Source organism: Pseudomonas sp. AC239 (assembly GCF_979258545.1).
Map to the genome: position 1 here is coordinate 4,442,313 of NZ_OZ409864.1, position 23,029 is coordinate 4,465,341.

General features: G+C 60.0%; 23 protein-coding genes and 2 pseudogenes. 14 read left to right on the top strand and 11 right to left on the bottom strand.

The features are described 5' to 3' along the window. Positions 1-31: 31 nt before the first annotated feature. Complete coding sequence (locus tag ACZ0AZ_RS20385; protein WP_463538001.1) at positions 32-1,129, bottom strand: M28 family peptidase; 1,098 nt, start codon at positions 1,127-1,129, stop codon at positions 32-34. Between the two features lie 154 nt (positions 1,130-1,283). On the opposite strand from ACZ0AZ_RS20385, the pseudogene ACZ0AZ_RS20390 reads away from it, so the two are divergent. Beyond that, positions 1,284-1,520: pseudogene (locus tag ACZ0AZ_RS20390) on the top strand (hypothetical protein); the annotation flags it as partial. A 963-nt stretch (positions 1,521-2,483) separates the two neighbouring features. Here the strand turns inward: ACZ0AZ_RS20390 and ACZ0AZ_RS20395 are convergent. After that, positions 2,484-3,377: a LysR family transcriptional regulator gene (locus ACZ0AZ_RS20395; RefSeq protein ID WP_463538002.1), complete on the bottom strand. Its 894-nt coding sequence runs from the start codon at positions 3,375-3,377 to the stop codon at positions 2,484-2,486. 130 nt (positions 3,378-3,507) lie between these two features. On the opposite strand from ACZ0AZ_RS20395, the gene ACZ0AZ_RS20400 reads away from it, so the two are divergent. Next, positions 3,508-4,719, top strand: a complete 1,212-nt coding sequence (locus ACZ0AZ_RS20400; protein ID WP_463538003.1) for an MFS transporter — start codon at positions 3,508-3,510, stop codon at positions 4,717-4,719. A 1-nt stretch (position 4,720) separates the two neighbouring features. Here the strand turns inward: ACZ0AZ_RS20400 and ACZ0AZ_RS20405 are convergent, their stop codons facing one another. Continuing rightward, the gene (locus tag ACZ0AZ_RS20405) at positions 4,721-4,879 is read right to left on the bottom strand and encodes a DUF2986 domain-containing protein (RefSeq protein ID WP_080769419.1); all 159 of its coding nucleotides are present in this window, start codon (positions 4,877-4,879) and stop codon (positions 4,721-4,723) included. Positions 4,880-5,004: 125 nt separating this feature from the next. Between ACZ0AZ_RS20405 and ACZ0AZ_RS20410 the strand changes: the two genes are divergently transcribed. The 3 genes from ACZ0AZ_RS20410 (at position 5,005) to ACZ0AZ_RS20420 (ending at position 7,552) form a co-directional block, all read left to right on the top strand. Next, positions 5,005-5,505, top strand: coding sequence for an anti-virulence regulator CigR family protein (locus ACZ0AZ_RS20410; protein ID WP_039762148.1), 501 nt, complete (start codon positions 5,005-5,007; stop codon positions 5,503-5,505). A gap of 149 nt (positions 5,506-5,654) precedes the next feature. After that, positions 5,655-6,629 (top strand): quinone oxidoreductase family protein, encoded by a 975-nt coding sequence (locus tag ACZ0AZ_RS20415; RefSeq protein WP_129998460.1) that lies wholly within the window; start codon positions 5,655-5,657, stop codon positions 6,627-6,629. After that, entirely contained in the window at positions 6,626-7,552 is a 927-nt protein-coding gene (locus tag ACZ0AZ_RS20420) for a LysR family transcriptional regulator (protein ID WP_463538004.1), read from the top strand. The genes ACZ0AZ_RS20415 and ACZ0AZ_RS20420 overlap by 4 nt, the downstream gene beginning before the upstream one ends. Before the next feature lie 1,709 nt (positions 7,553-9,261). On the opposite strand, the gene ACZ0AZ_RS20425 is transcribed toward ACZ0AZ_RS20420, so the two are convergent. Both ACZ0AZ_RS20425 and ACZ0AZ_RS20430 read right to left on the bottom strand, forming a co-directional pair. Continuing rightward, complete coding sequence (locus ACZ0AZ_RS20425; RefSeq protein WP_039764120.1) at positions 9,262-9,738, bottom strand: hemerythrin domain-containing protein; 477 nt, start codon at positions 9,736-9,738, stop codon at positions 9,262-9,264. 258 nt (positions 9,739-9,996) lie between these two features. After that, the gene (locus ACZ0AZ_RS20430) at positions 9,997-10,212 is read right to left on the bottom strand and encodes a PLD nuclease N-terminal domain-containing protein (protein ID WP_039764119.1); all 216 of its coding nucleotides are present in this window, start codon (positions 10,210-10,212) and stop codon (positions 9,997-9,999) included. Between the two features lie 171 nt (positions 10,213-10,383). Between ACZ0AZ_RS20430 and ACZ0AZ_RS20435 the strand changes: the two genes are divergently transcribed. Then, entirely contained in the window at positions 10,384-11,511 is a 1,128-nt protein-coding gene (locus ACZ0AZ_RS20435) for a saccharopine dehydrogenase family protein (protein WP_463538005.1), read from the top strand. Between the two features lies 1 nt (position 11,512). Next, complete coding sequence (locus ACZ0AZ_RS20440; protein ID WP_039764117.1) at positions 11,513-12,010, top strand: DUF2269 family protein; 498 nt, start codon at positions 11,513-11,515, stop codon at positions 12,008-12,010. Here ACZ0AZ_RS20440 and ACZ0AZ_RS20445 read toward each other — a convergent pair. Then, the gene (locus tag ACZ0AZ_RS20445; RefSeq protein WP_310409792.1) at positions 11,993-12,445 is read right to left on the bottom strand and encodes a thiol-disulfide oxidoreductase DCC family protein; all 453 of its coding nucleotides are present in this window, start codon (positions 12,443-12,445) and stop codon (positions 11,993-11,995) included. The genes ACZ0AZ_RS20440 and ACZ0AZ_RS20445 overlap by 18 nt on opposite strands. Before the next feature lie 51 nt (positions 12,446-12,496). Further along, positions 12,497-13,417, bottom strand: a complete 921-nt coding sequence (locus ACZ0AZ_RS20450) for an AraC family transcriptional regulator (RefSeq protein WP_463538006.1) — start codon at positions 13,415-13,417, stop codon at positions 12,497-12,499. 87 nt (positions 13,418-13,504) lie between these two features. Between ACZ0AZ_RS20450 and ACZ0AZ_RS20455 the strand changes: the two genes are divergently transcribed. Continuing rightward, positions 13,505-14,473, top strand: coding sequence for an oxidoreductase (locus ACZ0AZ_RS20455; RefSeq protein ID WP_463538007.1), 969 nt, complete (start codon positions 13,505-13,507; stop codon positions 14,471-14,473). A gap of 202 nt (positions 14,474-14,675) precedes the next feature. Here the strand turns inward: ACZ0AZ_RS20455 and ACZ0AZ_RS20460 are convergent, their stop codons facing one another. Then, positions 14,676-15,551: a LysR family transcriptional regulator gene (locus ACZ0AZ_RS20460; protein ID WP_039764113.1), complete on the bottom strand. Its 876-nt coding sequence runs from the start codon at positions 15,549-15,551 to the stop codon at positions 14,676-14,678. 98 nt (positions 15,552-15,649) lie between these two features. Between ACZ0AZ_RS20460 and ACZ0AZ_RS20465 the strand changes: the two genes are divergently transcribed. The 5 genes and pseudogenes from ACZ0AZ_RS20465 to ACZ0AZ_RS20485 form a co-directional block, all read left to right on the top strand. Beyond that, complete coding sequence (locus tag ACZ0AZ_RS20465; RefSeq protein ID WP_039764111.1) at positions 15,650-16,819, top strand: mandelate racemase/muconate lactonizing enzyme family protein; 1,170 nt, start codon at positions 15,650-15,652, stop codon at positions 16,817-16,819. 102 nt (positions 16,820-16,921) lie between these two features. Next, positions 16,922-18,229 carry a C4-dicarboxylate transporter DctA gene (gene dctA / locus ACZ0AZ_RS20470; protein WP_039764110.1) on the top strand — a complete coding sequence of 436 codons (1,308 nt, stop codon included), beginning with the start codon at positions 16,922-16,924 and terminating at the stop codon, positions 18,227-18,229. Between the two features lie 53 nt (positions 18,230-18,282). Then, positions 18,283-18,804: a MarR family winged helix-turn-helix transcriptional regulator gene (locus ACZ0AZ_RS20475; RefSeq protein WP_240783185.1), complete on the top strand. Its 522-nt coding sequence runs from the start codon at positions 18,283-18,285 to the stop codon at positions 18,802-18,804. 12 nt (positions 18,805-18,816) lie between these two features. Continuing rightward, positions 18,817-19,605: an NADPH-dependent F420 reductase gene (locus ACZ0AZ_RS20480; RefSeq protein WP_276320622.1), complete on the top strand. Its 789-nt coding sequence runs from the start codon at positions 18,817-18,819 to the stop codon at positions 19,603-19,605. Between the two features lie 64 nt (positions 19,606-19,669). Further along, positions 19,670-19,774: pseudogene (locus ACZ0AZ_RS20485) on the top strand (MerR family DNA-binding transcriptional regulator); the annotation flags it as partial. Between the two features lie 709 nt (positions 19,775-20,483). Here ACZ0AZ_RS20485 and ACZ0AZ_RS20490 read toward each other — a convergent pair. After that, positions 20,484-20,789, bottom strand: coding sequence for a hypothetical protein (locus ACZ0AZ_RS20490; protein ID WP_463538008.1), 306 nt, complete (start codon positions 20,787-20,789; stop codon positions 20,484-20,486). Between the two features lie 17 nt (positions 20,790-20,806). Here ACZ0AZ_RS20490 and ACZ0AZ_RS20495 point away from each other — a divergent pair, with 17 nt between their 5' ends. Further along, the gene (locus ACZ0AZ_RS20495; protein ID WP_463538795.1) at positions 20,807-21,664 is read left to right on the top strand and encodes an oxidoreductase; all 858 of its coding nucleotides are present in this window, start codon (positions 20,807-20,809) and stop codon (positions 21,662-21,664) included. 65 nt (positions 21,665-21,729) lie between these two features. Here the strand turns inward: ACZ0AZ_RS20495 and ACZ0AZ_RS20500 are convergent, their stop codons facing one another. Together ACZ0AZ_RS20500 and ACZ0AZ_RS20505 are read right to left on the bottom strand one after the other, a co-directional pair. Beyond that, positions 21,730-22,401: an SOS response-associated peptidase family protein gene (locus tag ACZ0AZ_RS20500; RefSeq protein ID WP_129998469.1), complete on the bottom strand. Its 672-nt coding sequence runs from the start codon at positions 22,399-22,401 to the stop codon at positions 21,730-21,732. A 96-nt stretch (positions 22,402-22,497) separates the two neighbouring features. Then, positions 22,498-22,755, bottom strand: coding sequence for a DUF6555 family protein (locus ACZ0AZ_RS20505; RefSeq protein WP_039758965.1), 258 nt, complete (start codon positions 22,753-22,755; stop codon positions 22,498-22,500). Positions 22,756-23,029: the final 274 nt, after the last annotated feature.

Consider the following 23,029-nt stretch of genomic DNA (forward strand, 5'->3'; position numbering starts at 1 on the left):
CCTCCCTGTTTTTGTCCTGCGGGTTAAGCTGCTACGTCGTCTGCAGTCCTTTCAAATATTCCACCAGCGTCTGCGCACACGCTTCAATTGCGCCGTCGACCACCAGTTCGAAACCATGGGTATTCTCGGTCGGGATCGCGATGCATCCGGCCTGGGCGCTGATGCCTGAGCTCATCACCGCGCTGGCGTCGGAGGCGAAATCCACCAGCAGGGCGAACTGCGGATCGAAGCCGCAACGCTTTGCTGCGTCGGCCAAGGCCATGACCACGCCGCGCGAGTAATAGCCTTTCTGGTCGCCGGTATCGATGATCGGGTCGACGCTCAATCGCGTTGCGTACTCGCTCATCACCGGGCCGACTTCCACCGCGATTGTGGTGTCGCCGGACAGGTGTGCAGCGGCGTACATTGCGCCGGCGTTGCTTTCTTCCTCGAGGGTGGTGAAGACAAAGTAGGTGTCGTGCGCCAATTCGGTCCGGCTGTGCTTGAGTTGCTCGGCGGCCTGGAGCATGGCGACCACAGGCGCGCGGTCATCGAGAAAATGCGCGGCGGTGGCATCACCTACCCGGAACGGCGTGCGCCAGTGCTGGCTGAGCACAACCCGCGTACCCGGACGCACGCCCATGCCTTGCAGGGTCTGCTGATCATGGCGGGTGATGATGTGCACGTCTTTCCATTCCACCGCGCCGCTCATCACATCCTTGCCCTGCGGCGAGCCTGTGGTGGCGTGCATCGAACCGAACGAGAGAACGCCGGGCAGGGTTTGCGCGTCGCCGAGAATATCCACCGGGCAGGCACCAAAGTTGACCGGATTCGCCCCACCCAACGCCACCACCCGCAACGTGCCGTCCGGCTCGACGCGTTTGACCAGCATGGCGATTTCATCCATGTGGCCCATGATGCGCACAGCGTGCTTGCCGTCCGGATCGGGTTCGCGGCCCTTGAGCAGGCCGATGACATTCCCGGCCCGATCGGTCCAGACCTCGTCGCAATGGCGCCGCAGTTCTTCCAGGCAGATCGCCCGGACCTCATCCTCCTGACCACCGGGCCCGCGTGCCATGAGCAAACGGCTCAATAGTGTTTGGGTGGATTCCTGTGTGTCGCGCGGCGAAGGCGTTTGATTATCCGACATGCATGCTGACCCTCCTTGCATCGGCGGACGTGTATCGACCGCCCACAATTTTAGGGGGCAGATTGGCGGGAAAATTCAGATGGTTTTTTGCCCGCTGATTCATATGCAGACCCACAGGATTTTGGTTGGGATGGAGGTCATTGGCGTGCCCCCGGATCATTGTGGGAGCGAGCTCGCTCGCGAAAGCGGTGATTCAGGTAATGCAGGTGTTGAATGTGCCGGCGCCTTCGCGAGCAAGCCCGCTCCCACAGGGATTGTGTCTGGGATGAAGATTGTTGGTGTGCCCCGGATCATTGTGGGAGCGAGCTTGCTCGCGAAAGCGGTGTGTCAGGCAATGCAGATGTTGAATGTGCTGGCGCCTTCGCGAGCAGGCTCGCTCCCACAGGGATTGTGTCTGGGATGAAGATTGTTGGTGTGCCCCGGATCATTGTGGGAGCGAGCCTGCTCGCGAAAGCGGTGGTTCAGGCGATGGTGATGTTGAATGTGCCGGCGCCTTCGCGGGCAAGCCCGCTCCTACACTGGATATTGTGGGTTGCCGGGATTTGGCACGCGCCGCGAACACCTGTGGGAGCGGGCTTGCTCGCGAATGCGCTGGGTCAGGCGATGAAGATGTTGAATGTGCCGCCGTCTTCGCGAGCAAGCCCGCTCCTACAGGGATTTTGTCTGGGATGGAAATCGTTGGTGTGCCCCGAATCATTGTGGGAGCGAGCTTGCTCGCGAACGCGGTGGTTCAGGCGATGGTGATGTTGAATGTGCCGGCGCCTTCGCGAGCAAGCCCGCTCCCACAGGGATTGTGTCTGGGATGAAGATTGTTGGTGTGCCCCGGATCATTGTGGGAGCGAGCCTGCTCGCGAAAGCGGTGGTTCAGGCGATGCAGATGTTGAATGTACTGACGCCTTCGCGGGCAAGCCCGCTCCCACAGGAATCTTGGTTGGGATGGGGATCGTTGGTGTGCCCCGGATCATTGTGGGAGCGAGCTTGCTCGCGAAAGCGTTGGTTCAGGCAATGCAGATGTTGAATGTGCCGACGCCTTCGCGAGCAGGCTCGCTCCCACAGGGAATTTGTCTGGGATGGAGATCGTTGGTGTGCTCCGGATCATTGTGGGGGGGAGCCTGCTCGCGAAAGCGGTAGTTCAGGCGATGCAGATGTTGAATGTGCTGACGCCTTCGCGAGCAGGCTCGCTCCCACAGGAATCTTGGTTGGGATGGGGATCGTTGGTGTGCCCCGGATCATTGTGGGAGCGAGCTTGCTCGCGAAAGCGGTGTGTCATTCAATGTAGATGTATCTGATCTGGCGCCTTCGCGAGCAAGCCCGCTCCCACAGGGTTTTGAGTTTGATTGAAGAGTTGCGTTTGTCAGCGGTTGTATTTCAGCGCTTCGACAAACGCCGCGAACGCCGCCGAGCCCTGGCGTCTGTTCGGGTAATACAAATGATAGCCCTGGAACGTTGGGCACCAGTCACTCAACACCTCCACCAGTCGCCCATCCGCCAGATAGGGCGCGACCAATTGCTCGGGCACGTACGCTACGCCGATGCCATCTACGGCGGCATTGAGCACATGCATGATGCTGTTGAACACCAGTTGCCCGTCGACCTTCACGCTGAAGTCCTGACCCTTGTGCGCGAATTCCCAGGCATAAATCGCGCCGGCTGGTTGGTGGCGGATGTTGATGCACCTGTGCTCCGTCAACTGGTGGGGCGAGGCGGGCGCCGGATGGCGAGCGAAGTAGTCGGGTGAGGCGACCACCGCCAGGCGCCAGTCCGGGCCGATGCGCACGGCGATCATGTCTTTGCTGATCGATTCGCCTAGTCGAATGCCGGCGTCGAAGCGTTCCTTGACCACGTTGGTGAAACCGTAATCGACATAAAACTCTAACGTGATGTCCGGATAGTCCCGCAAAAACTGCGCAAGCTTCGGCCGGATGCACAACTCGATCTGATCGTCCGTGCAGGAAATCCGGATCGTGCCGCTGGGCTTGTCGCGCAGTTCACCGAGGGCTTCAAGCTCGGCGCTGATCTGCTCGAATAGCGGTGCAATCGAACGCACCAAGCGCTCACCCGCTTCGGTCGGCGAAACGTTGCGCGTGGTGCGGGCGAGCAAGCGAATACCCAGACGCTGCTCCAGCGCGCGAACGGTATGGCTCAGCGCGGAGGGCGTGACGCCGAGGCGAGCGGCGGCTTTGGTGAAGCTTTGCTCCTGCGCCACCGCCAGAAAGGCCTGCAGGTCGTTGACTTTGGCGTTGCTCATTGCTGAATTTTTCTCAAAAGCACATGAAGATTACCGCTACTAATCAAGTTATTCGCAATCCGTCAAGCTTTACAGCCTGAGTAACGAGGCACAAACGCTTCGATCAAATCGTCTCCAAAGCAGGTTTTTCATGACGGCCCAAGTAATTGATAACCCGACAGCCCAATCCATGGGCGCATCCACAACCGGCGAGCAACCGGCGTACTGGAGCGGTGTATTCGCGATGACCTTGTGTGTCTTCGCGCTGATCGCTTCCGAATTCATGCCGGTCAGTCTGCTCACGCCGATGGCCACGGACCTGCACATCAGCGAAGGCCTGGCCGGTTACGGCATCGCTATCTCCGGCGCCTTCGCCGTGCTGACCAGCCTGACGATCGCCAGACTCGCCGGTTCGATGGACCGCAAGACCTTGTTGCTGCTGTTGACGGCACTGATGTGCGCTTCCGGGCTGGTGGTCGGTCTGGCGCCCAACTACACGGTGTACATGATCGGCCGCGCGCTGATCGGCGTGGTGATCGGCGGTTTCTGGTCGATGTCGGCGGCACTGGCCATGCGTCTGGTGCCATCGGCCAGCGTGCCCAAGGCGCTGGCCATTTTTAACAGCGGCAACGCGCTGGCGACCGTCGTGGCGGCGCCGTTGGGCAGTTATCTGGGCAGCGTGATTGGCTGGCGCGGGGCGTTTTTCTGTCTGATACCGGTCGCGCTGATTGCGCTGCTCTGGCAATGGATCAGTTTGCCGGCGCTCCCCGCCGCGCCGCGCAAGGTGAGCGCAGGCAATGTCTTTGCATTGCTGAAAAGCCGCCGGGTGGCATTCGGCATGTTCGGCGCCGGCTTGTTCTTCATGGGGCAGTTTGTGCTGTTCACTTACCTGCGACCGTTTCTGGAAACCGTGACGCGGGTCGACGTTTCAGTGTTGTCGATGATTCTGCTGGTGATTGGCGTGGCGGGATTTATCGGCACCGCGGTCATCGGCTCGGTGCTCAAGGCTGGCCTGTACAGGGTGGTGATCGCCATTGCGCTGCTGATGGCGATGATCGCTGTGGCGCTGATCGGGCTGGGCAGCTCGCTGGTCGCGACGTTCGTGTTGCTGGGCTTGTGGGGATTGATCGCCACGGCGGCGCCGGTAGGCTGGTGGTCGTGGCTGGCGCGCACGCTGCCCGACGATGCCGAAGCGGGCGGTGGGCTGATGGTGGCGGTGGTGCAGTTGTCGATCGCTTCGGGCTCTACCGTCGGTGGTCTGCTGTTCGACGGCAGCGGATATCGGCTGACCTTTTTCGCCAGCGCGGCATTGCTGGTGCTGGCGGCGCTGATGACCTGGTTGACGTCGCGGGAGACGGCCTGAATCAGCTTTCGGTGTTCTCGGCCGACGCCTGCGCCGCTTCGGCTTCCAGCTTCAAACGATCAGCCTTGCAGATGTATTTGGGCTTTTTCGGCGCCAGTTTGGCGTTGGCCTTTTTGGCCTTTTCCTTGAATAACTGCTGCAGCTTCTTTTGGCGATTCATGAGTTTTCGATCAGGGGTGGAGAGGGTGGGAATCCTGACGCAAGGCCGAGTGGTCAGCAAGGGGAAATCCACTAAGCTGAGCACTATGCTCGACTCAAGAGCCCGGCACACTTAAGGAACCGCCCATGAAAAAACTTCGCAGATTGGTTGCCGCGCTGTCCTGCCTCGCGCTGGTGGTTGGCAGCACGACGGCGCTGGCCGACCCCGGCAATGGCAAGGGCCAGGGTGGTCAGGGAGGCCAGGGCAACGGCAAGGGCAAACCGCAGAACATGCAGGATCACGGCAAACAGGGCGGGGGTGGCCAGGGTAATGGCAACAAAGGCGAGCCATCCTCTGGCAATCGCGGCGGTGGTCCGAGCGTTGATCGCGGCAATATTCTCGGCATCATCGGCGGCTATCGCGGCGAATACTGGAATCCGGGGCCGCCGCTGCCGCCGGGTATTCAAAAGAATCTGGCACGGGGCAAACCGCTGCCACCGGGCATCGCCAAGAAGCTGGACGGGCGTCTGCTTGGCCATTTGCCGCACTATGACGGCTACGAATGGCAACAGGTGGGCACCGATCTGATTCTCGTTGCGCTGGCCACCGGGCTGATCTACGAGGTGCTCAACGGCGCGTTCGATTGATTTTTCAAAGGGAGTGGCAGCACGTGCCGCTCTTTTTTGTACCCATAGCTGCATAAAATGCAGCAATGAACTGCATTCAGGCTGGCTTGTTCGTTGAAGGCTGAGCTTTCAGACTGAGCTCAACGGTTAACGAATGAATGGAGATGACCATGGCCAACGCAATCCGCTTCACCGAAACGGGCGCTCCGGACGTCCTGCAATTGCAGAGTGTCAGCGGGCAAACCCCTGGGCCCGGCGAGGTCTGGCTGGAGCAAGCCGCGGTTGGCGTCAATTACCTCGATGTCTCCCAGCGCAAAGGTGCGGTGCCGGTAGCGGTGCCGTCTGGGCTGGGTCTGGAAGGCGCGGGTCGGGTGGCCGCTGTCGGTGTTGGCGTGAGCAATGTCCGCGTCGGTGATCGGGTCGCTTATGCCACTGGCCCGTTGGGCGGTTACGCCTCGGCGCGGCTGTTTCCGGCAGAGCGCTTGGTAAAAATCCCCGATGAGCTGTCGTTCGAAGATGCAGCGGCGGTGCTGTTCAAAGGCATCACCGCGCAGTACCTGCTGAAGGCAACTTACCCGGTCGGGCCCGGCACGACGATGCTGCTTTATGGCGTCGCGGGTGGTCTGGGGGAAATCATGGTGCCGTGGGCCAAACACCTTGGCGCGACGGTGATCGGTGTGGTGTCGAAACAGGCCAGCGTCGACAAGGCGCGCGCTTCGGGCTGCGACGAAGTGCTGGTGTTCGATGCCGAGACACTTGCCGCCGACGTGTTGCGTATCACCGAGGGGCGCAAGGTCGACGTGGTGTATGACCCGATTGGCCGGGTGTCTTTTCAGGCCTCGCTGGACAGCTTGCGCCCACGCGGATTGATGGTCTCGTTCGGCGCGCAGACCGGCGCGCCGGCAGCGGTGGAAATCGCCACGCTGAACGCCAAGGGTTCGCTGTTCCTGACCCGTCCGTCGCTGGCCGCACATACCGCGACAACTGCGGAATATCAGGAACGTGCGCAAGACGTGCTGGCCGCTGTTGCCGCCGGTATCATCACGCCGCAGATCCGCGCGCGCTATGCACTGGCCGACGCGGCACAAGCGCACGCCGATCTCGAATCGGGGCGATCATCAGGGACGATTATTCTAAAACCATGAATCTGGATGTTCTGAGCAACCCGCACAGCGATGAGATCGCTGCCTTCCTGGCCGTCGCCGCGCAGGGCTCGTTTGTCGCGGCGGGGCGCATGCTGCAGCGCCATCCGACCATCGTTTCGAAACGCCTTGCGGCGATGGAAAAACGACTGGGCGTGCGGCTGGTCGAGCGCTCGACGCGACACGTGCGTATCACTGAGGCCGGCCTCCAGCTCGAACAGCGCTTGCGCGCAGCCGTTGAGCTGATGAACGAGGCGCAACAACAAGCGGTGCAGGGCGCCAGCGAAGTGCGCGGCACCTTGCGTCTGGCCTTGCCGGCGGCGATGGGGCGGTTATGGCTGGGGCCGCTGCTGCCGGAATTTCTCAGGGCTCATCCCCACGTTTCGTTGGTCGCCGATTACAGCGAAGGCCTCGTCGACATCATCGAGCAGGGTTTCGACGCGGCCATCCGCATCGGCGAGCTTGACGATAATCGGCTGATCGCAAAAAAGCTCAGCGACCATCGACGGATTCTCTGCGCGTCACCGGGCTACATTGAGGCGCACGGCATGCCGCACACCCCGCAGGACCTGCTGCAACACAATTGCCTGCGCTTCAGCGGGCTGGCGTCGTTCCCGCTGTGGCGTCTGTATCGCGGCAATGAGGTGCAGACCATCACGCCACACGGCAACCTGACCGCCAGCGACAGCGAATCGCTGCTCGCCGCCGCCCGGGCCGACGCCGGCATACTCGGCGCCGGCGACTGGCTGATGAGCCGCGATCTGGCGGCAGGGCGGTTGATCCAGGTACTGCCCGACTGGCATCTGGATTCGGCGGGCGGTGTCTATCTGGTCCGGCCGTCGTCGCGGTTCCCGCCGGCGGCGGTGGTGGCGTTCAAGGAATGGATTGAAGCGAAGTTCGATCCGGCGCCACCGTGGGCGGTTTGACCAAAGCCAGCATCCAGTGGCACCACCATCCCTGTAGGAGTGAGCCTGCTCGCGAAAGCGGAGTGTCAGTCATAGATGATCTGGCTGACCTGACACCTTCGTGAGCAAGCTCACTCTCACAGGTTTCATAGTTCGCTCAGAAAATCCCGAACACCCCAAATCCAATGTGGGAGCGAGCCTGCTCGCGAAGGCGGAGTGTCAGTCATAGATGATCTGGCTGACCTGACACCTTCGTGAGCAAGCTCACTCTCACAAGTTTTGTGGCTTGCCCGCAAATTCCTGAACGCTCGCGAATCCAGTGTAGGAGTGAGCCTGCTTGCGAAAGCGGAGTGTCAGTCATAGATGATCTGGCTGACCTGACGCCTTCGTGAGCAAGCCCACTCCCACAGGTTTCCTGGCTTGCCCGGAAATTCCTGGACGCCCGCAAATCCAGTGTGGGAGCGGGCTTGCTCGCGAAAGCGGAGTGTCAGTCATAGATGATCTGGCTGACCTGACACCTTCGTGAGCAAGCCCACTCCCACAGGTTTCCTGGCTTGCCCGGAAATTCCTGAACGCCCGCAAATCCAGTGTGGGAGCGAGCCTGCTCGCGAAAGCGGAGTGTCAGTCATAGATGATCTGGCTGACCTGACGCCTTCGTGAGCAAGCTCACTCCCACAGGTTTTCTGGCTTGCCCGGAAATTCCTGAACGCCCGTAAATCCAGTGTGGGAGCGGGCTTGCTCGCGAAAGCGGAGTGTCAGTCATAAATGATGTGGCTGACCTGACGCCTTCGTGAGCAAGCCCACTCCCACAGGTTTCATAGTTCGCTCAGAAAATCCCGAACACCACAAATCCAATGTGGGAGCGAGCCTGCTCGCGAAAGCGGAGTGTCAGTCATAGATGATCTGGCTGACCTGACGCCTTCGTGAGCAAGCTCACTCCCACATTTTTCGTGGTCGCTCAATAATTCCTGAACACTCGCAAATCCAGTGTGGGAGCGAGCCTGCTCGCGAAAGCGGAGTGTCAGTCATAGATGATCTGGCTGACCTGACGCCTTCGTGAGCAAGCCCACTCCCACAGGGTTCATGGTTCGCTCAGAAAATCCCGAACACCACAAATCCAATGTGGGAGTGAGCCTGCTCGCGAAAGCGGAGTGTCAGTCAAAGATGATCTGGCTGACCTGATACCTTCGTGAGCAAGCTCACTCCCACAGGTTTCCTGGCTTGCCCGGAAATTCCTGAACGCCCGTAAATCCAGTGTGGGAGCGAGCCTGCTCGCGAAAGCGGAGTGTCAGTCATAGATGATCTGGCTGACCTGACACCTTCGTGAGCAAGCTCACTCTCACAAGTTTTGTGGCTTGCCCGCAAATTCCTGAACGCTCGCGAATCCAGTGTAGGAGCGAGCCTGCTCGCGAAAGCGGAGTGTCAGTCATAGATGATCTGGCTGACCTGACACCTTCGTGAGCAAGCCCACTCCCACAGGTTTCCTGGCTTGCCCGGAAATTCCTGAACGCCCGCAAATCCAGTGTGGGAGCGGGCTTGCTCGCGAAAGCGGAGTGTCAGTCATAGATGATCTGGCTGACCTGACACCTTCGTGAGCAAGCTCACTCCCACAGGTTTCCTGGCTTGCCCGGAAATTCCGGAACACCCCCAAATCCAGTGTGAGAGGGAGATTCATTTTGAGCGCACAAAAAAGCCCGGCATCGCTGTCGGGCTTCGGTGTCTTCAGCGCTTCATGCGGCGATCTTGTTAGCCGCCATTTCCTTTTTGTGGCTCGCCTTCAAGGCTTCCATTTGCGCGCCCAGTTCCTCGAGCTTGGCTTTGCCCAGAAGCTTCTGCGCTTTCGGGAACATTTCCTCTTCTTCCTCTTCGATGTGGTGCTCCAGCAGCTCCTTGACTACTTTGACCCGACCGGCAAATTCCGGCGTGCCCGGATCGGTTTCTTTCAGATCAGGCAGCACCAGCGAGTCCACGGTGCGGTGCTCTTCCTTGGCCTCGTAGTACATGATGTCTTCTTCCTTGCTGCCGGCTTCCTTGAAGGCAGGGTAAAGAATTTCTTCTTCGAGGCGAGTGTGGATGGTGATTTCCATTTCCAGTTTGCCCAGCAACTCGACGCGTTTTTTCAGCGCGCGGTCGGTGGACTCACTCAGTTGGCTGAGGATGGCTTTTACTTTTTCATGGTCGGCTTTGAGAAGGTCGATGGCATTCATTTTTTTTAAGGCCTCTGCTTTTCACGGATTGAACACAGCGTTCTTTTTTTCACGCTGCTGTGTATTCAGGAAGAGGCTATCGCAGGACTCATGCCAACTCGCCGATCAAGCACAACCCTTCTAAATCAAGGGCTGGCATCGAAGCAGGCACAATGCTTTCGTGCAGCCTGCAAGATATCCGCGCAGAAGACATTGCATATAACAAGCCCGGCATAAGCCGGGCTGTGGTGGTGCTTGAGTCGGGCCTGCACCCGTGGTTCACCGGTTCGCCTGGGAAGGCGAAATGCGACCGACATGCTTGGGCCCCGCCAGTGCCCAGGCGATCAGGCCGAACAGCGGCACAAACACGATCAGCACGATCCACACGCCTTTATTGCTCGATTTCCCCTCGCTTTTACGCACCCGGTTGATGGCCCAAAGCTCGATCAGCACGAGAATGACCGCCAATACGATCCACACGGTTTCGATTTGCATAGGCTTACCTCCTGATGGTCTGTGCGTTAGGCGACAAGCGGGGCGTTGGGTTCATTCTTTTTGCCCGGGACAAGCGGACGCAGTGATACCCGGTTGCAAAATAGATGTCTGATTGCCGCTGCGGCCTATATCCTCAGCGCCATACGTTTGGGCTGGAACAGGGACAGGGCAATGGCATTCAGGGTGATGGTCGTCGGTGGTTACGGCAATTTCGGCAGCATCGTCTGTCGGCATCTGGCGCAGATGCCAGAGATTGAGCTGCTGCTGTCGGGCCGCGATGCGCGCAAGTTGCAGCGCAAGGTTGACGAGCTGCAAGCGCAGTCGGGCCGCCCGTGCGAAGGCTGGTGCGGCGATGCAATGGGCGCAGATTTTCAGGCGGCGCTGCGCGAGCTCAATATCCAGTTGGTGGTGCACACCGGCGGGCCGTTTCAGGGGCAATCCTACGCAGTGGCTGAAAGCTGCATCGGCGCCGGGGTCAATTATTGCGATCTGGCTGACTGCCGCACCTTCGTCAACGGCATTGATGTACTCAACGCCCGCGCCAGGGAAGCCGGCGTAGCGGTGCTCAGCGGTTGCAGCTCCGTGCCGACCTTATCTTCGGCAATCATCGATCAGCAGCGCTCGCGTTTTGCGCGAATCGACTCGATCGAGCATGGCATTTCTTCCTCGGCAAAAATGCCGGGGCTGTCCACGGTCGAGGGCGTGCTCGCCTATGCCGGCAAACCGATCAAACAATTGAAAAACGGCCAGGTTCACGAAGTATTGGGCTGGCTCGATCTGACCCTGCGCAGCATGCCGCAACTGGGCAAGCGGGTGCTGGCCAATGTCGATGTGCCGGACATGGGTATTTTCGCACGCCGCTATGGCGCACAGACGCTGCGCTTCAAGGCTGGCGCCGGCCTGAAGCTCGGCGGTGTCGCCAACGCCTTGCTCGCGCAAGCCTTGCGCTTTGGTCTGGTGCGCGATCATGTGCGCTGGGCGGCGCGTCTGCATCGCTTGGGCACGTGGTTCGAACGCTTCGGTGATGGCAAAAGCGCGATGTACATCGATGTTCAAGGCATCGGACTTGACGACCAGCCGCTGAGCATGACCGCGCAACTCACCGCGCTGAACGACAAAGGCCCGGAAATTCCCAGCTGCGCCGCCGTCGCCCTTGCTACAAAAATGGCTCGGGGTTATGCGCCGCAACCTGGCGCGCGGCCGTGTGTGGGCGAGATCAGCGTTGAGGAATACCTGACGGCGATCAACGATCCGGCCAACTTGAGCCTGTCGGTTCAGTTCGCCGAAGGGCATCGTTGAGATGCTCTATCTCTGCCTGAAGTACTTGCACGTCATTGCGGCGATTTTCCTCTTTGGTTTCGGCATGGGTTCCTACCTCTACCTGATCGCCGCCAGCCGCAGCGGCAACCCGCAAGTGATCGCCCATGTCGCACGAATGGTGGTGCGCTTTGATACGTGGATCACCACGCCGGCCGGGTTTGTGCAGGTCATTACCGGCTATCTGCTGATGCGGCTCTCGGGGCTTGCGATGAGCACCGAATGGCTGCTGACTTCGCTGATCATTTTCTTCTGTGTGGGCGCATTGTGGCTGCCGGTGCTGGTGTTGCAGAAACGCTTGCACAGCATGGCACTGAGCGCGGGCGAGGCTGACCAGCCGCTGGATGATCGCTACGCGAGCACGTACCGCTGGTGGTTCTGGATGGGCGTCGCCGGGTTCGCCGGGATGTTTGTCATCGTGCTGATGATGGTGACGAAAATGACGCCGCTGCAACTGATCAACTTAGCCGTGGGCCTTTAGGAAACGGCTTTCATGATCCGCCGTTGGCAGCAGGCAAGTGTCGTACCTGCCGAACAGCCGATAGCGGTTCAGCGCGATGCGATCGTAAGTCCAATCGCGCAGACGACGCGGGACAATGCGCAGCAGTTTCAGCGGCTGCCAGCGCCCCGGCAATTGCCCGACCACTTCCAGGAATGCATCCGAGCGCTCCCAATAATGCCGGTCGCGGAGCACCGCCATGGTGTCGAACTCGTCCAGCGGCAAACCGGCCCACGCCAGCAAGGCCTGGCCCTCGGGCGATTGCACGGTCGCCAGCCGCACGCGGCGCTGGCGGTCATGGCGAATCAGAAAACGCGCCCAGCCGTTGCACAGTTTGCACACGCCGTCGAACAGCACCACGGTTTCGCCGGGCTTGAGCAGTGGCGCGGGGGTAGGGCGGGTTTTCATGGCAGGCATCGGCGGATGTCCTTGGCGGCGATTGTCGTGATCATAACCTCGATCATTGGGCTACAGGAGCGGATCTCGCCTGTAGTGCCCAGGCGATATTCCGTGCACGCGGCGGAAGGCAGCGCCAAAAGCCGCGTCGGACAGATAGCCCAGTGACGCGGCGACAGTCGCCACAGTATCCCGACCATTGCGCAAGCGAAACGCGGCCACGCGCATCCGCCAGCGCGTGGCGTATTCGACTGGCGCTACACCCATGCATGTCTTGAACAGCGCGGCGAAACCGGATCGCGACATACAGGCAATCTCGGCCATTTGCGTCAGGCGCCAGGGCTTTTCCGGAGCCGCATGAATGGCGCGCAAGACGCCAGCAATCGCCGGTTCCCGCAGCCCGCCCAGCCACGCCAGTTGTTCGGCATCGGCGCTGTTGATGTGATGGCGCAGCGCATGGATGAAGATCAGCCGCAGCAGGTCGTTGCACATTGCCTGCGAGCCGGCCTGATGCGACGGCCACTCGCGGCCCAGTTCATCCAGCAGCCAGCCAAACGACGAGGCGCCTGCGGTTTCGGCACGAATGATCAGCGAGGCCGGCAGCACCTCAAGCAGCTCTGTCGCGCCTGGACCCGACAGCGACACGCTGCCCCCCAGCAACTCGACATCCTCGCCGACGCCGAACGTCGCCGAGGCGCCGTCGAGGGCAAAAACATCTGCAGCGTTCACCGCCTCGACATCGACGCCGCTGGCCAGAATGAACGGCGTACGCGACACCACGAAACAGTCGCCGGCCTCCAACAGGCGCGCCGGCATGCCTTGCATGCGCAGCCAGCATTCGCCTCGTCGCACCACGTTGAATTTCAGTTCGATGGGTTGGAAACGCAGCGCCCAGTCGCCTCCCGCTTGCAAGCGAACCGAGCAGGCTGCGCGCAGTTCCGAGAGTGCCAATACGGCAGAGAGTGGATCGCCAGCAGGATTTTGGATGATCACGACAGAAACCTGGATTTATCAGACTGGTTCGTCCCGAGAGCTTAGCCAAGAATGAAGGCCTTCGATAGCTCACTCAGGATTACCCTCATGGTCACGCTTCAACAACCTGTGCAATCACCGTTCAACGCCGCCAGCACAGCGGCCGAGGTCATGGCCGGCGTCGATCTGCACGGGCAACTCGCCGTGGTCACTGGCGGTTATTCCGGCCTGGGTCTGCTTACGGTCCAAAGCCTCGCGGCGGCGGGCGCGAAAGTCATTGTGCCGGCCAGAGATACGGCGCGTGCTCAGGCAGCATTGGCGGGTGTTGACGGTGTCAGCGTGATGCCCATAGATCTCATGCAGGCCGAGTCGGTGGCGGCGTTCAGCCACAGCGTGGTCAGCGCGGGTCAGCCAGTGTCATTGCTGATCAACTGCGCCGGAATCATGGCCGCGCCATTGCTGCGTGATGCCGATGGCCATGAAAGCCAGTTCGCGACCAATCACTTGGGCCACTATCGCCTGACCTGCGGCCTTTGGCCGGCGCTGGTCAAGGCTGGGCAGGCGCGGGTGCTGTCGGTGTCCTCGCGCGGGCATCAGATTGCCGGGGTCGACTTTGATGACATCGATTTCTTGCAGCAGCCGTATGACAAATGGGTCGCCTATGGTCAGTCGAAAACAGCCAATGCCTTGTTCGCGATTGCACTGGATCAGCGTGGGCGTAGCCATGGCGTTCGCGCATTTTCATTGCATCCGGGGCAGATCCTGACGGACCTGGCACGGCACTTGAGCACGGCGGAACTTGCCGCATTCGATGCGCTGGACGAGCAGGGCCTGCCACGGCTGGATGCCCACAACGGACTTAAAACGGTGGAGCAGGGCGCCGCGACGGGGTTGTGGTGTGCGACCAGTGCGGCGCTTGCGGAGTTGGGTGGCGTGTATTGCGAAGACTGCAATGTTGCGCCGATCAATCAACCTGAAGTCGGCCGCAAGGGTGTTGCGAAATGGGCGGCGGATGGCGAGTTGGCGGAGCGACTCTGGGCGGTTTCGGAGCAATGGACTGGGCTCACGGTGGCATAAATCGAGTCAAAGGCCAAAAGCCCCTCATCCTAGCCCTCTCCCGGAGGGAGAGGGGACTGACCGAGGTGTTTAGTAGAGATACGCCGACCTGAAATACCGGGTCGAACTCAGGATTGAACCTCAGCGAAATCGGCTCCCTCTCCCTCGGGAGAGGGCTGGGGTGAGGGGCTGAGGGTTCCGGCAAAACGCACAATCGCGGCGCTCACTCCCCCAGCTTCGCCCAGAATTCCTCCGCCGACGGACTGATCGGTGCCGTCGGGCGAGTCAAATGAATCTCCAGTGGAATATCCCAACTTTCATCCAGTGCCCTGACCAGACGCCCGTCAGCCATTTCCTGTTCGGTCAGGCTTTTCGGCAGCCAGGCCACACCTTTGCTTTCCAGCGCCATCGACATCAGCACTGCGGCCAAGTGGCTGCTGAACAGCGGTTTCAGGTGCAGATAATCAGCCTTGCCATGCAACCTGTGGGCGACGATTCGGCCCAGTCCGGATTCGTGGGTGTAGGCCAGATAGGGCAGGGTTTCAGGCGATGTGCCAAATTGCGCTGAAGCACTCGCCAGCGGCACGAGTACATCCTCGCCGACCTTCTTGCCCATGAACTGATCAGGTGCCAGCAACGGCGGAACGTCGGGGTGGCGATGGCACAGCAGGAACTGCACCTGACCATGAATCAGCATCTGTTCGCACACGGCCATGCTGTCGGAGTGCAGGCGAACCGCGTCGATTGGCGCGCCATTCTCGGCGCTGCGCAGCCAGCGGGGGAAGAAGGTGAATGACAGCGAATGAGTTGCGGCGAACTGCAAGGTTTTCGCCGCCATGCCAGCCACTTCCTGGGCCTCGGAACGCATGCGGTAGAGGCGTCTGGCCGCTTCCTGGGCGCTGGGCAAAATCTGCCGGCCGGCTTCGGTCAACGTTGCGCCTTGCGGGGTGCGTACGAACAACTCCACACCCATCCAGTTCTCCAGCGAACGCACTCGGCGACTGAACGCCGGCTGCGTCACATGGCGCGCTTCGGCGGCCCGGACAAAGCTGCCGTACTCGGCCAGCGCTGAAAAATCCTCAAGCCAAACCAGTTCCAAGGGCAATGCCTCCTGTGCATAGGGCGCGGCATTAATAGCATTGGGCGGGTGTCGTCGCAACGCATAACGTTGGGTCACCACAACAAGAGGAACCCGTCATGCGTATCGTCGATATCCGTGAAAAAACCGTCTCCATTGCTTCCCCGATCGCCAATGCCTACATCGATTTTTCAAAGATGACCTGCTCGGTCGTCGCGGTCATTACCGACGTGATTCGCGACGGCAAACCGGTCATCGGTTACGGCTTCAACTCCAACGGTCGCTACGGCCAGGGCGCGTTGATGCGCGATCGCTTTCTGGCGCGGATCACTGAAGCCGACCCGGAAACCCTGATCGATCACGAGAACAATAACCTCGATCCGTTCGCCATCTGGAAAACCCTGATGACCAACGAAAAACCGGGCGGGCATGGCGAGCGTTCAGTAGCGGTCGGCACTATCGATATGGCGGTGTGGGACGCGGTGGCGAAGATCGAAGGCAAGCCGCTGTATCGTCTCCTTGCTGATCGTTATCGCGACGGTGTGGCCGATGACAAAGTCTGGGTGTATGCGGCTGGTGGTTATTACTATCCGGGCAAGGACCAGACCAAGCTCAAGGCCGAAATGCAGAGCTATCTGGATCGTGGCTATGACGTGGTCAAAATGAAGATTGGCGCGGTACCGCTGGACGAGGATATTCGCCGCATCGAAGCGGTGCTCGAAGTGGTGGGCGACGGCCAGCGCCTGGCGGTCGACGCCAACGGCCGCTTCGATCTGCAGACCGGTATCGCCTACGCCGAAGCGATCAAGAAGTACAACCTGTTCTGGTACGAAGAAGTCGGCGACCCGCTGGATTACGCCCTCCAGGCCGAGCTGGCCAATCACTACGAACTGCCGATGGCCACCGGCGAAAACCTCTTCTCTCACCAGGACGCCCGCAATCTGTTGCGCCACGGCGGCATGCGCCCTGACCGTGACTACCTGCAATTCGACTGCGCGCTGTCCTACGGACTCGTCGAGTACATGCGCACCCTGAAAGTGATGGAAGAGCTGGGTTGGTCTTCGCGCCGCGTGGTGCCGCATGGTGGTCACCAGATGTCGTTGAACATCGCCGCCGGTCTGCACTTGGGCGGCAACGAATCGTACCCGGACGTGTTCCAGCCATTCGGTGGTTTTGCCGATGGCATCCGCGTTGAAAACGGCTACGTCGGGCTTCCGGATATCCCGGGCGTCGGCTTCGAAGCCAAATCTGCGCTGTATGCCGTCATGCGTGAACTGGGCGAGGGCTGATTCGGTTTCATCTGCGGCCTCGATTTCGGAGGCCGCAGCTTCAGGCGCCATCCTCGACGCCAAAGCCACATGCCCACCACAACAATAAAATGAGGTGCTTCCGTGGAAACTTCAAAATCGCGCTGGTACAGCCAGCTCTATGTGCAAGTGCTGATCGGCATCGTCATCGGCGCTGCCATCGGGTACTTCGTGCCGGACATCGGCGCCAAGCTCCAGCCGTTTGCCGACGGTTTCATCAAGCTGATCAAGATGCTCCTGGCGCCGATCATTTTCGGCACGGTAGTGGTCGGTATCGCCAAGATGGGCAGCATCAAGGAGGTCGGTCGCATCGGTGTGAAAGCGCTGATCTACTTCGAGATTCTGTCCACCATCGCTCTGGTGGTCGGCCTGATCGTAGTCAACGTGGTCAAGCCCGGCGCCGGCATGAACATCAACGCCGGCACTCTCGATGGCAGTGCTGTCAACAAATACAGCCAGGCGGCGAGCGAGCAGGGCGGCCTCGTCGAATTTTTCCTCAATATCATTCCGCATACCTTCCTCGGCGCCTTCTCCAATGGCGTCATGCTGCAGGTGATTCTGTTGTCGGTGCTGATGGGCGTCGCCTTGGTGCAAATGGGCGAAACCAGCAAACCGCTGATCAACACCATCGATCTGTTCCTGCAAGGCCTGTTCAAAATCGTCGCGATGGTCATGCGTCTGGCGCCGTTGGGCGCGGGGGCCGGCATGGCGTTCACCATCGGCAAATACGGCATTGGCACTCTGCTGTCGCTGGGGCAGTTGCTGGTCGCGCTGTACATCACCACGCTGATCTTCATCGTCGTCGTACTGGGCACGGTGGCGCGATGGTCGGGTATGCCGATGATGCAGTTTCTGCGCTACTTCAAGGATGAAATCCTGATCACGCTGGGCACCTGTTCGACCGAAGCGGTGCTGCCGCGAATGATGGTCAAACTGGAAAAGCTCGGCTGCAAGAAATCCGTGGTCGGCATGGTTCTGCCGACGGGCTACACCTTCAACGCAGACGGCACCTGCATCTACCTGACCATGGCGGCGATCTTCATCGCCCAGGCGACCAACACGCCGCTGACGTTCATGGATCAGATGATTCTGCTTGGCGTGTTCCTGCTGACCTCCAAAGGCTCGGCCGGTGTGGCGGGTGCCGGGTTCGTGACCCTTGCGGCGACCCTCACCACCATTCACTCCATACCTCTGGTGGGCCTGGTGTTGCTGTTGGGCATCGACCGCTTCCTCAACGAGGCGCGAGCGGTGACCAACCTGATTGGCAACGGCATCGGCACCATTGCCATCGCCAAGTGGGACAACTCCTTCGATGTCGAAGCATGCGAGCGGGAAATCGCCGCCATGAAGCACGCCAAGGCCGAACGTAAATCGTTGCTGGCGCACAAGTAAACCCGAAGCGTGGCGATCAGCACCTCTGTTGGCGATCCGGATCGCTGACAGAGGTGCTGATCGACACCGCACGGGCTGCCTGGGTTGACACTCCTATCGTACTCATGAAATATATAGCGCACTATACAATAGCGAACTATGAAATGAGCTCGAGCCGAAATCACGTGGGAACGCAGCTGTCGTTTTCACTCTACGCCGCCGCCAACCGGGTCGTGCGTTTGCATAAGCCGTATCTGGAACCCCTGGGCATAACCTTTCCGCAATATCTGGTGATCCTCCAACTTCTCGATGGCGCGCCACTGTCGGTGGGCGAACTCGGCACTTACCTGGCCATGGATGCGGGAACCATCACGCCGCTACTCAAACGCTTGGAAAGCGCCGGACTGGTCACGCGCAAGCGCGATCCGGCAGACGAGCGCCGCGTGCTGATCGACCTGACGCCTGAAAGCCGAGCCATGGAAAATGACATCAGAGCCATCACCGGCAAAATCAAATCTGCCTGCCAACTCGATGAGCAGGGGATTGAGGCGCTTCGTCTGACGCTGGATGCGCTTGCCCATCCGGCGGCTGACTGAGCCGACGACTCAATCCAAACGCGCGCTCAACCGGGCGATAACACACGTACCAGAGAGGGTATTGAAATGAACGTCGGAATCATCGGCGCCGGCCACATCGGCGCGACGCTGGCACGCAAGCTGGCGGCCTGCGGTCATCAGATCAAACTGGCCAATTCGAAAGACCCGCAAAGCATTCAGACGCTCGCTGACGAGGTCGGTGCCAAGGCGGTGACCAAAGAGCAGGCCGTGGCCGACGTCGACGTGATTATCCTGTCGATTCCCTTCGCCCGATACCCTGATTTGAAACAAATGCTGAGCCAGGTTCCCGAGCAAGTCGTGGTCATCGATACCTCCAATTATTACCCGCAGCGTGACGGGGCAATCAGGGAAGTGGACGAGGGCAAACCTGAAAGCGTCTGGGTCAGCGAGCAGATCGGCCGCCCGCTGATCAAAGCGTGGAACGCCGTACTCGCTGCTACGCTGGCCGATCAAGGTCAACCTGCCGAATCCGCAACTCGCATCGCCTTGCCAGTCGCCGGCGATGATGTGCGTGCTGAGGCGATCGCGCAGGATCTGGTCGAAGAAACCGGATTCACCGCGCTCGCTGCCGGCGGTCTTCAGGATTCATGGCGTCAACAACCCGGGACCCCCGCTTACTGCACCGAGCTGACCCTGCCGGAACTCAAACAGGCGCTCGAAGCTGCGGACAAAGCCCGCGCGCCGCTGAACCGCGATGCTTTGATGGCCCGATTCATGGCGCCCGGCACAGAGTTCACCCGCGAGCAGATGGTTGCGATCAATCGGGAAATGACTGCCTGATTAGCGAGCCGACGCCTTCAGGTTTAAAGTCAACCTCAATTGAAATGTGCATTGGAGTGGGACGATGAGAATTGGCGAACTGGCGAAAATCAGCGGACTGACGCCGTCACGCATCCGCTTCTACGAGGCCCGCGGTCTGATCTGCTCCGTCGCGCGTACCGCCAATGGCTAAAACCAGCCGGTGCTGACACGCCACAAATCACCAGCCATGCCGAAAACCTGTGGGAGTGAGCTTGCTCGCGAAGGCGTCGGCACATTCGACACCATCATCGCCTGACACACCGCTTTCGCGAGCAAGCCCGCTCCCACAGTAGATAGATGATTCCCCCAGATCCTTGGCAACCTCAAAAACCAGCTTGTATTGCCACACCACAAATCCCCAGCCATGCCGAAAAACTGTGGGAGCGAGCCTGCTCGCGAAGGCGTCGGCACATTCGACACCATCATCGCCTGACACACCGCTTTCGCGAGCAAGCCCGCTCCCACAGTAGATAGATGATTCCCGCCCGATCCTTGGCAACCTCAAAAACGAGCTTGTGCTGCCACACCACAAATCCCCAGCCATGCCGAAAAACTGTGGGAGCGAGCCTGCTCGCGAAGGCGTCGGCACATTCGACACCATCATCGCCTGACACACCGCTTTCGCGAGCAAGCTCGCTCCCACAGTAGATAGATGATTCCCCCAGATCCTTGGCAACCTCAAAAACCGGCTTGTGCTGCCACACCGCAAATCCCCAGCCATGCCGAAAAAACTGTGGGAGCGAGCCTGCTCGCGAAGACGTCGGCACATTCGACACCATCATCGCCTGACACACCGCTTTCGCGAGCAAGCCCGCTCCCACAGTAGATAGATGATTCCCGCCAGATCCTTGGCAACCTCAAAAACCAGCTTGTGCTGCCACACCACAAATCCCCAGCCATGCCGAAAAACCTGTGGGAGCGAGCTTGCTCGCGAAGGCGTCGGCACATTCAACACGATCATCGCCTGACACACCGCTTTCGCGAGCAAGCCCGCTCCCACAGTAGATAGATGATTCCCCCAGATCCTTGGCAACCTCAAAAACCAGCTTGTATTGCCACACCACAAATCCCCAGCCATGCCAAACCTGTGGGAGCGAGCTTGCTCGCGAAGGCGTCGGCACATTCAACACCATCATCGCCTGACACACCGCTTTCGCGAGCAAGCCCGCTCCCACAGTAGATAGATGATTCCGGCTGGCGCAAGGTCACCGATGCAGTGCATGGCGCTGGTGGCCGGATCATCGCGCAGCTGTGGCACATGGGCCGGGTCGTGCACCCGAGTTTTCTTGGCGGCGGCCAGCCGGTTTCCGCATCGGTCACCACCGCGCCGGGGCAGGCGCACACCTACGCCGGCAAGCAGCCGTATACCCCGGCGCGCGCGTTACCGCTGGAAGAAATCCCCGCATTGCTGGAAGACTTTCGACAGGCGACCCGCAATGCAATCGAGGCGGGTTTCGATGGCGTGCAGATCCACGCCGCCAACGGTTATCTGATCGACCAGTTTCTGCGCGACAGTGACAATTTCCGCAGCGATGCCTATGGCGGTTCGATCGACAACCGCATCCGCTTGCTCAAGGAAGTGACCGAGGCGGTCGCCGAAGTCATCGGCGCCGACCGCACCGGCGTGCGCTTGACCCCAAGCAGCTACGAGCAGGGCATCCGTGACAGCGATCCCGAAGCGCTGTTCATCCGCGCCGCCGAGGTGCTGTCAGCGATCGGCATTGCTCATCTGGAAGTCCGCGAGCCACCGCTGGACGGCACCTTCGGCAAGTCCGAACGACCGCCGTTGGCCGGGATGATCCGCGAAGCGTTCAAAGGCGTGCTGATCCTCAATTCGGACTATGGATTTGCGCGGGCGCAAGCACAACTGGACGTAGGGCTCGCCGATGCGATTGCGTTTGGACGGCCGTTTATAGCCAATCCGGATCTGCCGCTTAGATTTGCCCGCCAGTTGCCATTGGCGCAAAGCGAAATGAGTACGTGGTTCAGCCAGGGCTGGGAAGGGTATTTGGATTACCCGGCGGTGAGTGACGTTTGAACGCATGATTGCCACGTTTCGACTGCCCGCTGCGGAGTGCTCAGTGGGCAGATGTTTTACCCGATTCAGCGCAAGCGCGATGTCCGTTGCGAGGACAGCACCTGTTCAAGCTGAGGTTCGAGCACAGCTTTGTGCGCGGCCAATACATGCGCCTGCGCCCACTCCAGATCAGGGTGCAGCCATTCCAGCGCATCCTTTGCGGTGAACGCCAACAGACGCTGACGTTTCATTTCTGTGTCCTCATGGGTGATCAGCGCCAGGCCATCGCAACCGCTACGGGTTCCGCTGACCTGAGCGAGTGCGGCGAGAAAGATCGGAGAAGGCTCACGGGCTGTGGTGTAGGCAAGGTTGCGCGAATGAATGAACATTCCGGCGTCGAGGGCCTCATACCAGCCTTCCACCGCGACGAGCATGCGCCCGTCGTGTTTGACCCGGTCAAATACCTTCGAACGCATGACCAGATGCAACGGCAAATGGGTCAGCGGAGGCAGGGCGCCCATCGACCAGGTGGGTGACCAGCCCCAGCGCACGGGCAAGCAGTCCAGAGCCCCGTCGCGGCGACAGATGCCATTGACCTGCATACCCGGTTTGATGAGGTGGCGCCCGTCAGGTGTGCATTTGCCGGAAGCGCCGTCACCGGCCGTATCGGCTTGTGCGTCTACGTTTGCCATCTGGCCGGTCACCAGAAGAGTCGCCAGTTGTTGCGGGGCGGTGTGTTGAACGATGTACTCACACATTGCAAATCTCCTGGTCGGCAGAGCTTTGCGCACTGCACGCAAGTCCGGCGTTTCTCGCGTTGTGCTGCTCTGGGGCAGATGGGCGGCGCAGGTTTTTCATATCGCCAGATCCTCGTCCCAACACACCGCCTTCGATTCGTGCCATTGCACGTCGGTAACGCCGAACCGTTCGGCCATAGGTTTTGAGAAACGCTTCAGCGGAGGCCGGCCGGGCTTGGGGATCGGCGTCAACCCGGCGTCGCAACTTGCCCACTGCCAGGCTTCCGCGTTGTTCATCAATTTGGCGCGGATAATGAAGGATTTGGGCACGCCGTGAAGGCGGTATTTGATCATGTACAAATCTGTCTGGCTCATGAGGCTCTCCTGTTGCTCATGAAAGAGGGATGTTCCTCGTGCCAGGAAATTCATAGATTTTTCTAACATCTCGACATGCGTTCGTATCGGTTGAAAATAAGTTATACAGACCGCGCTTACGGTATAAGGAGCTCGTGTTTTCCACTGAGCTAGTTTGAGAAAAGAGACTAAGCGGAACGACGGAATATAATGAAGTCACATGGCCGGTGGTGGCATTTAGATGTTATTTATCTTTACGACGAATATCGCTGCGTTTATTCCGCACAACTCTGCA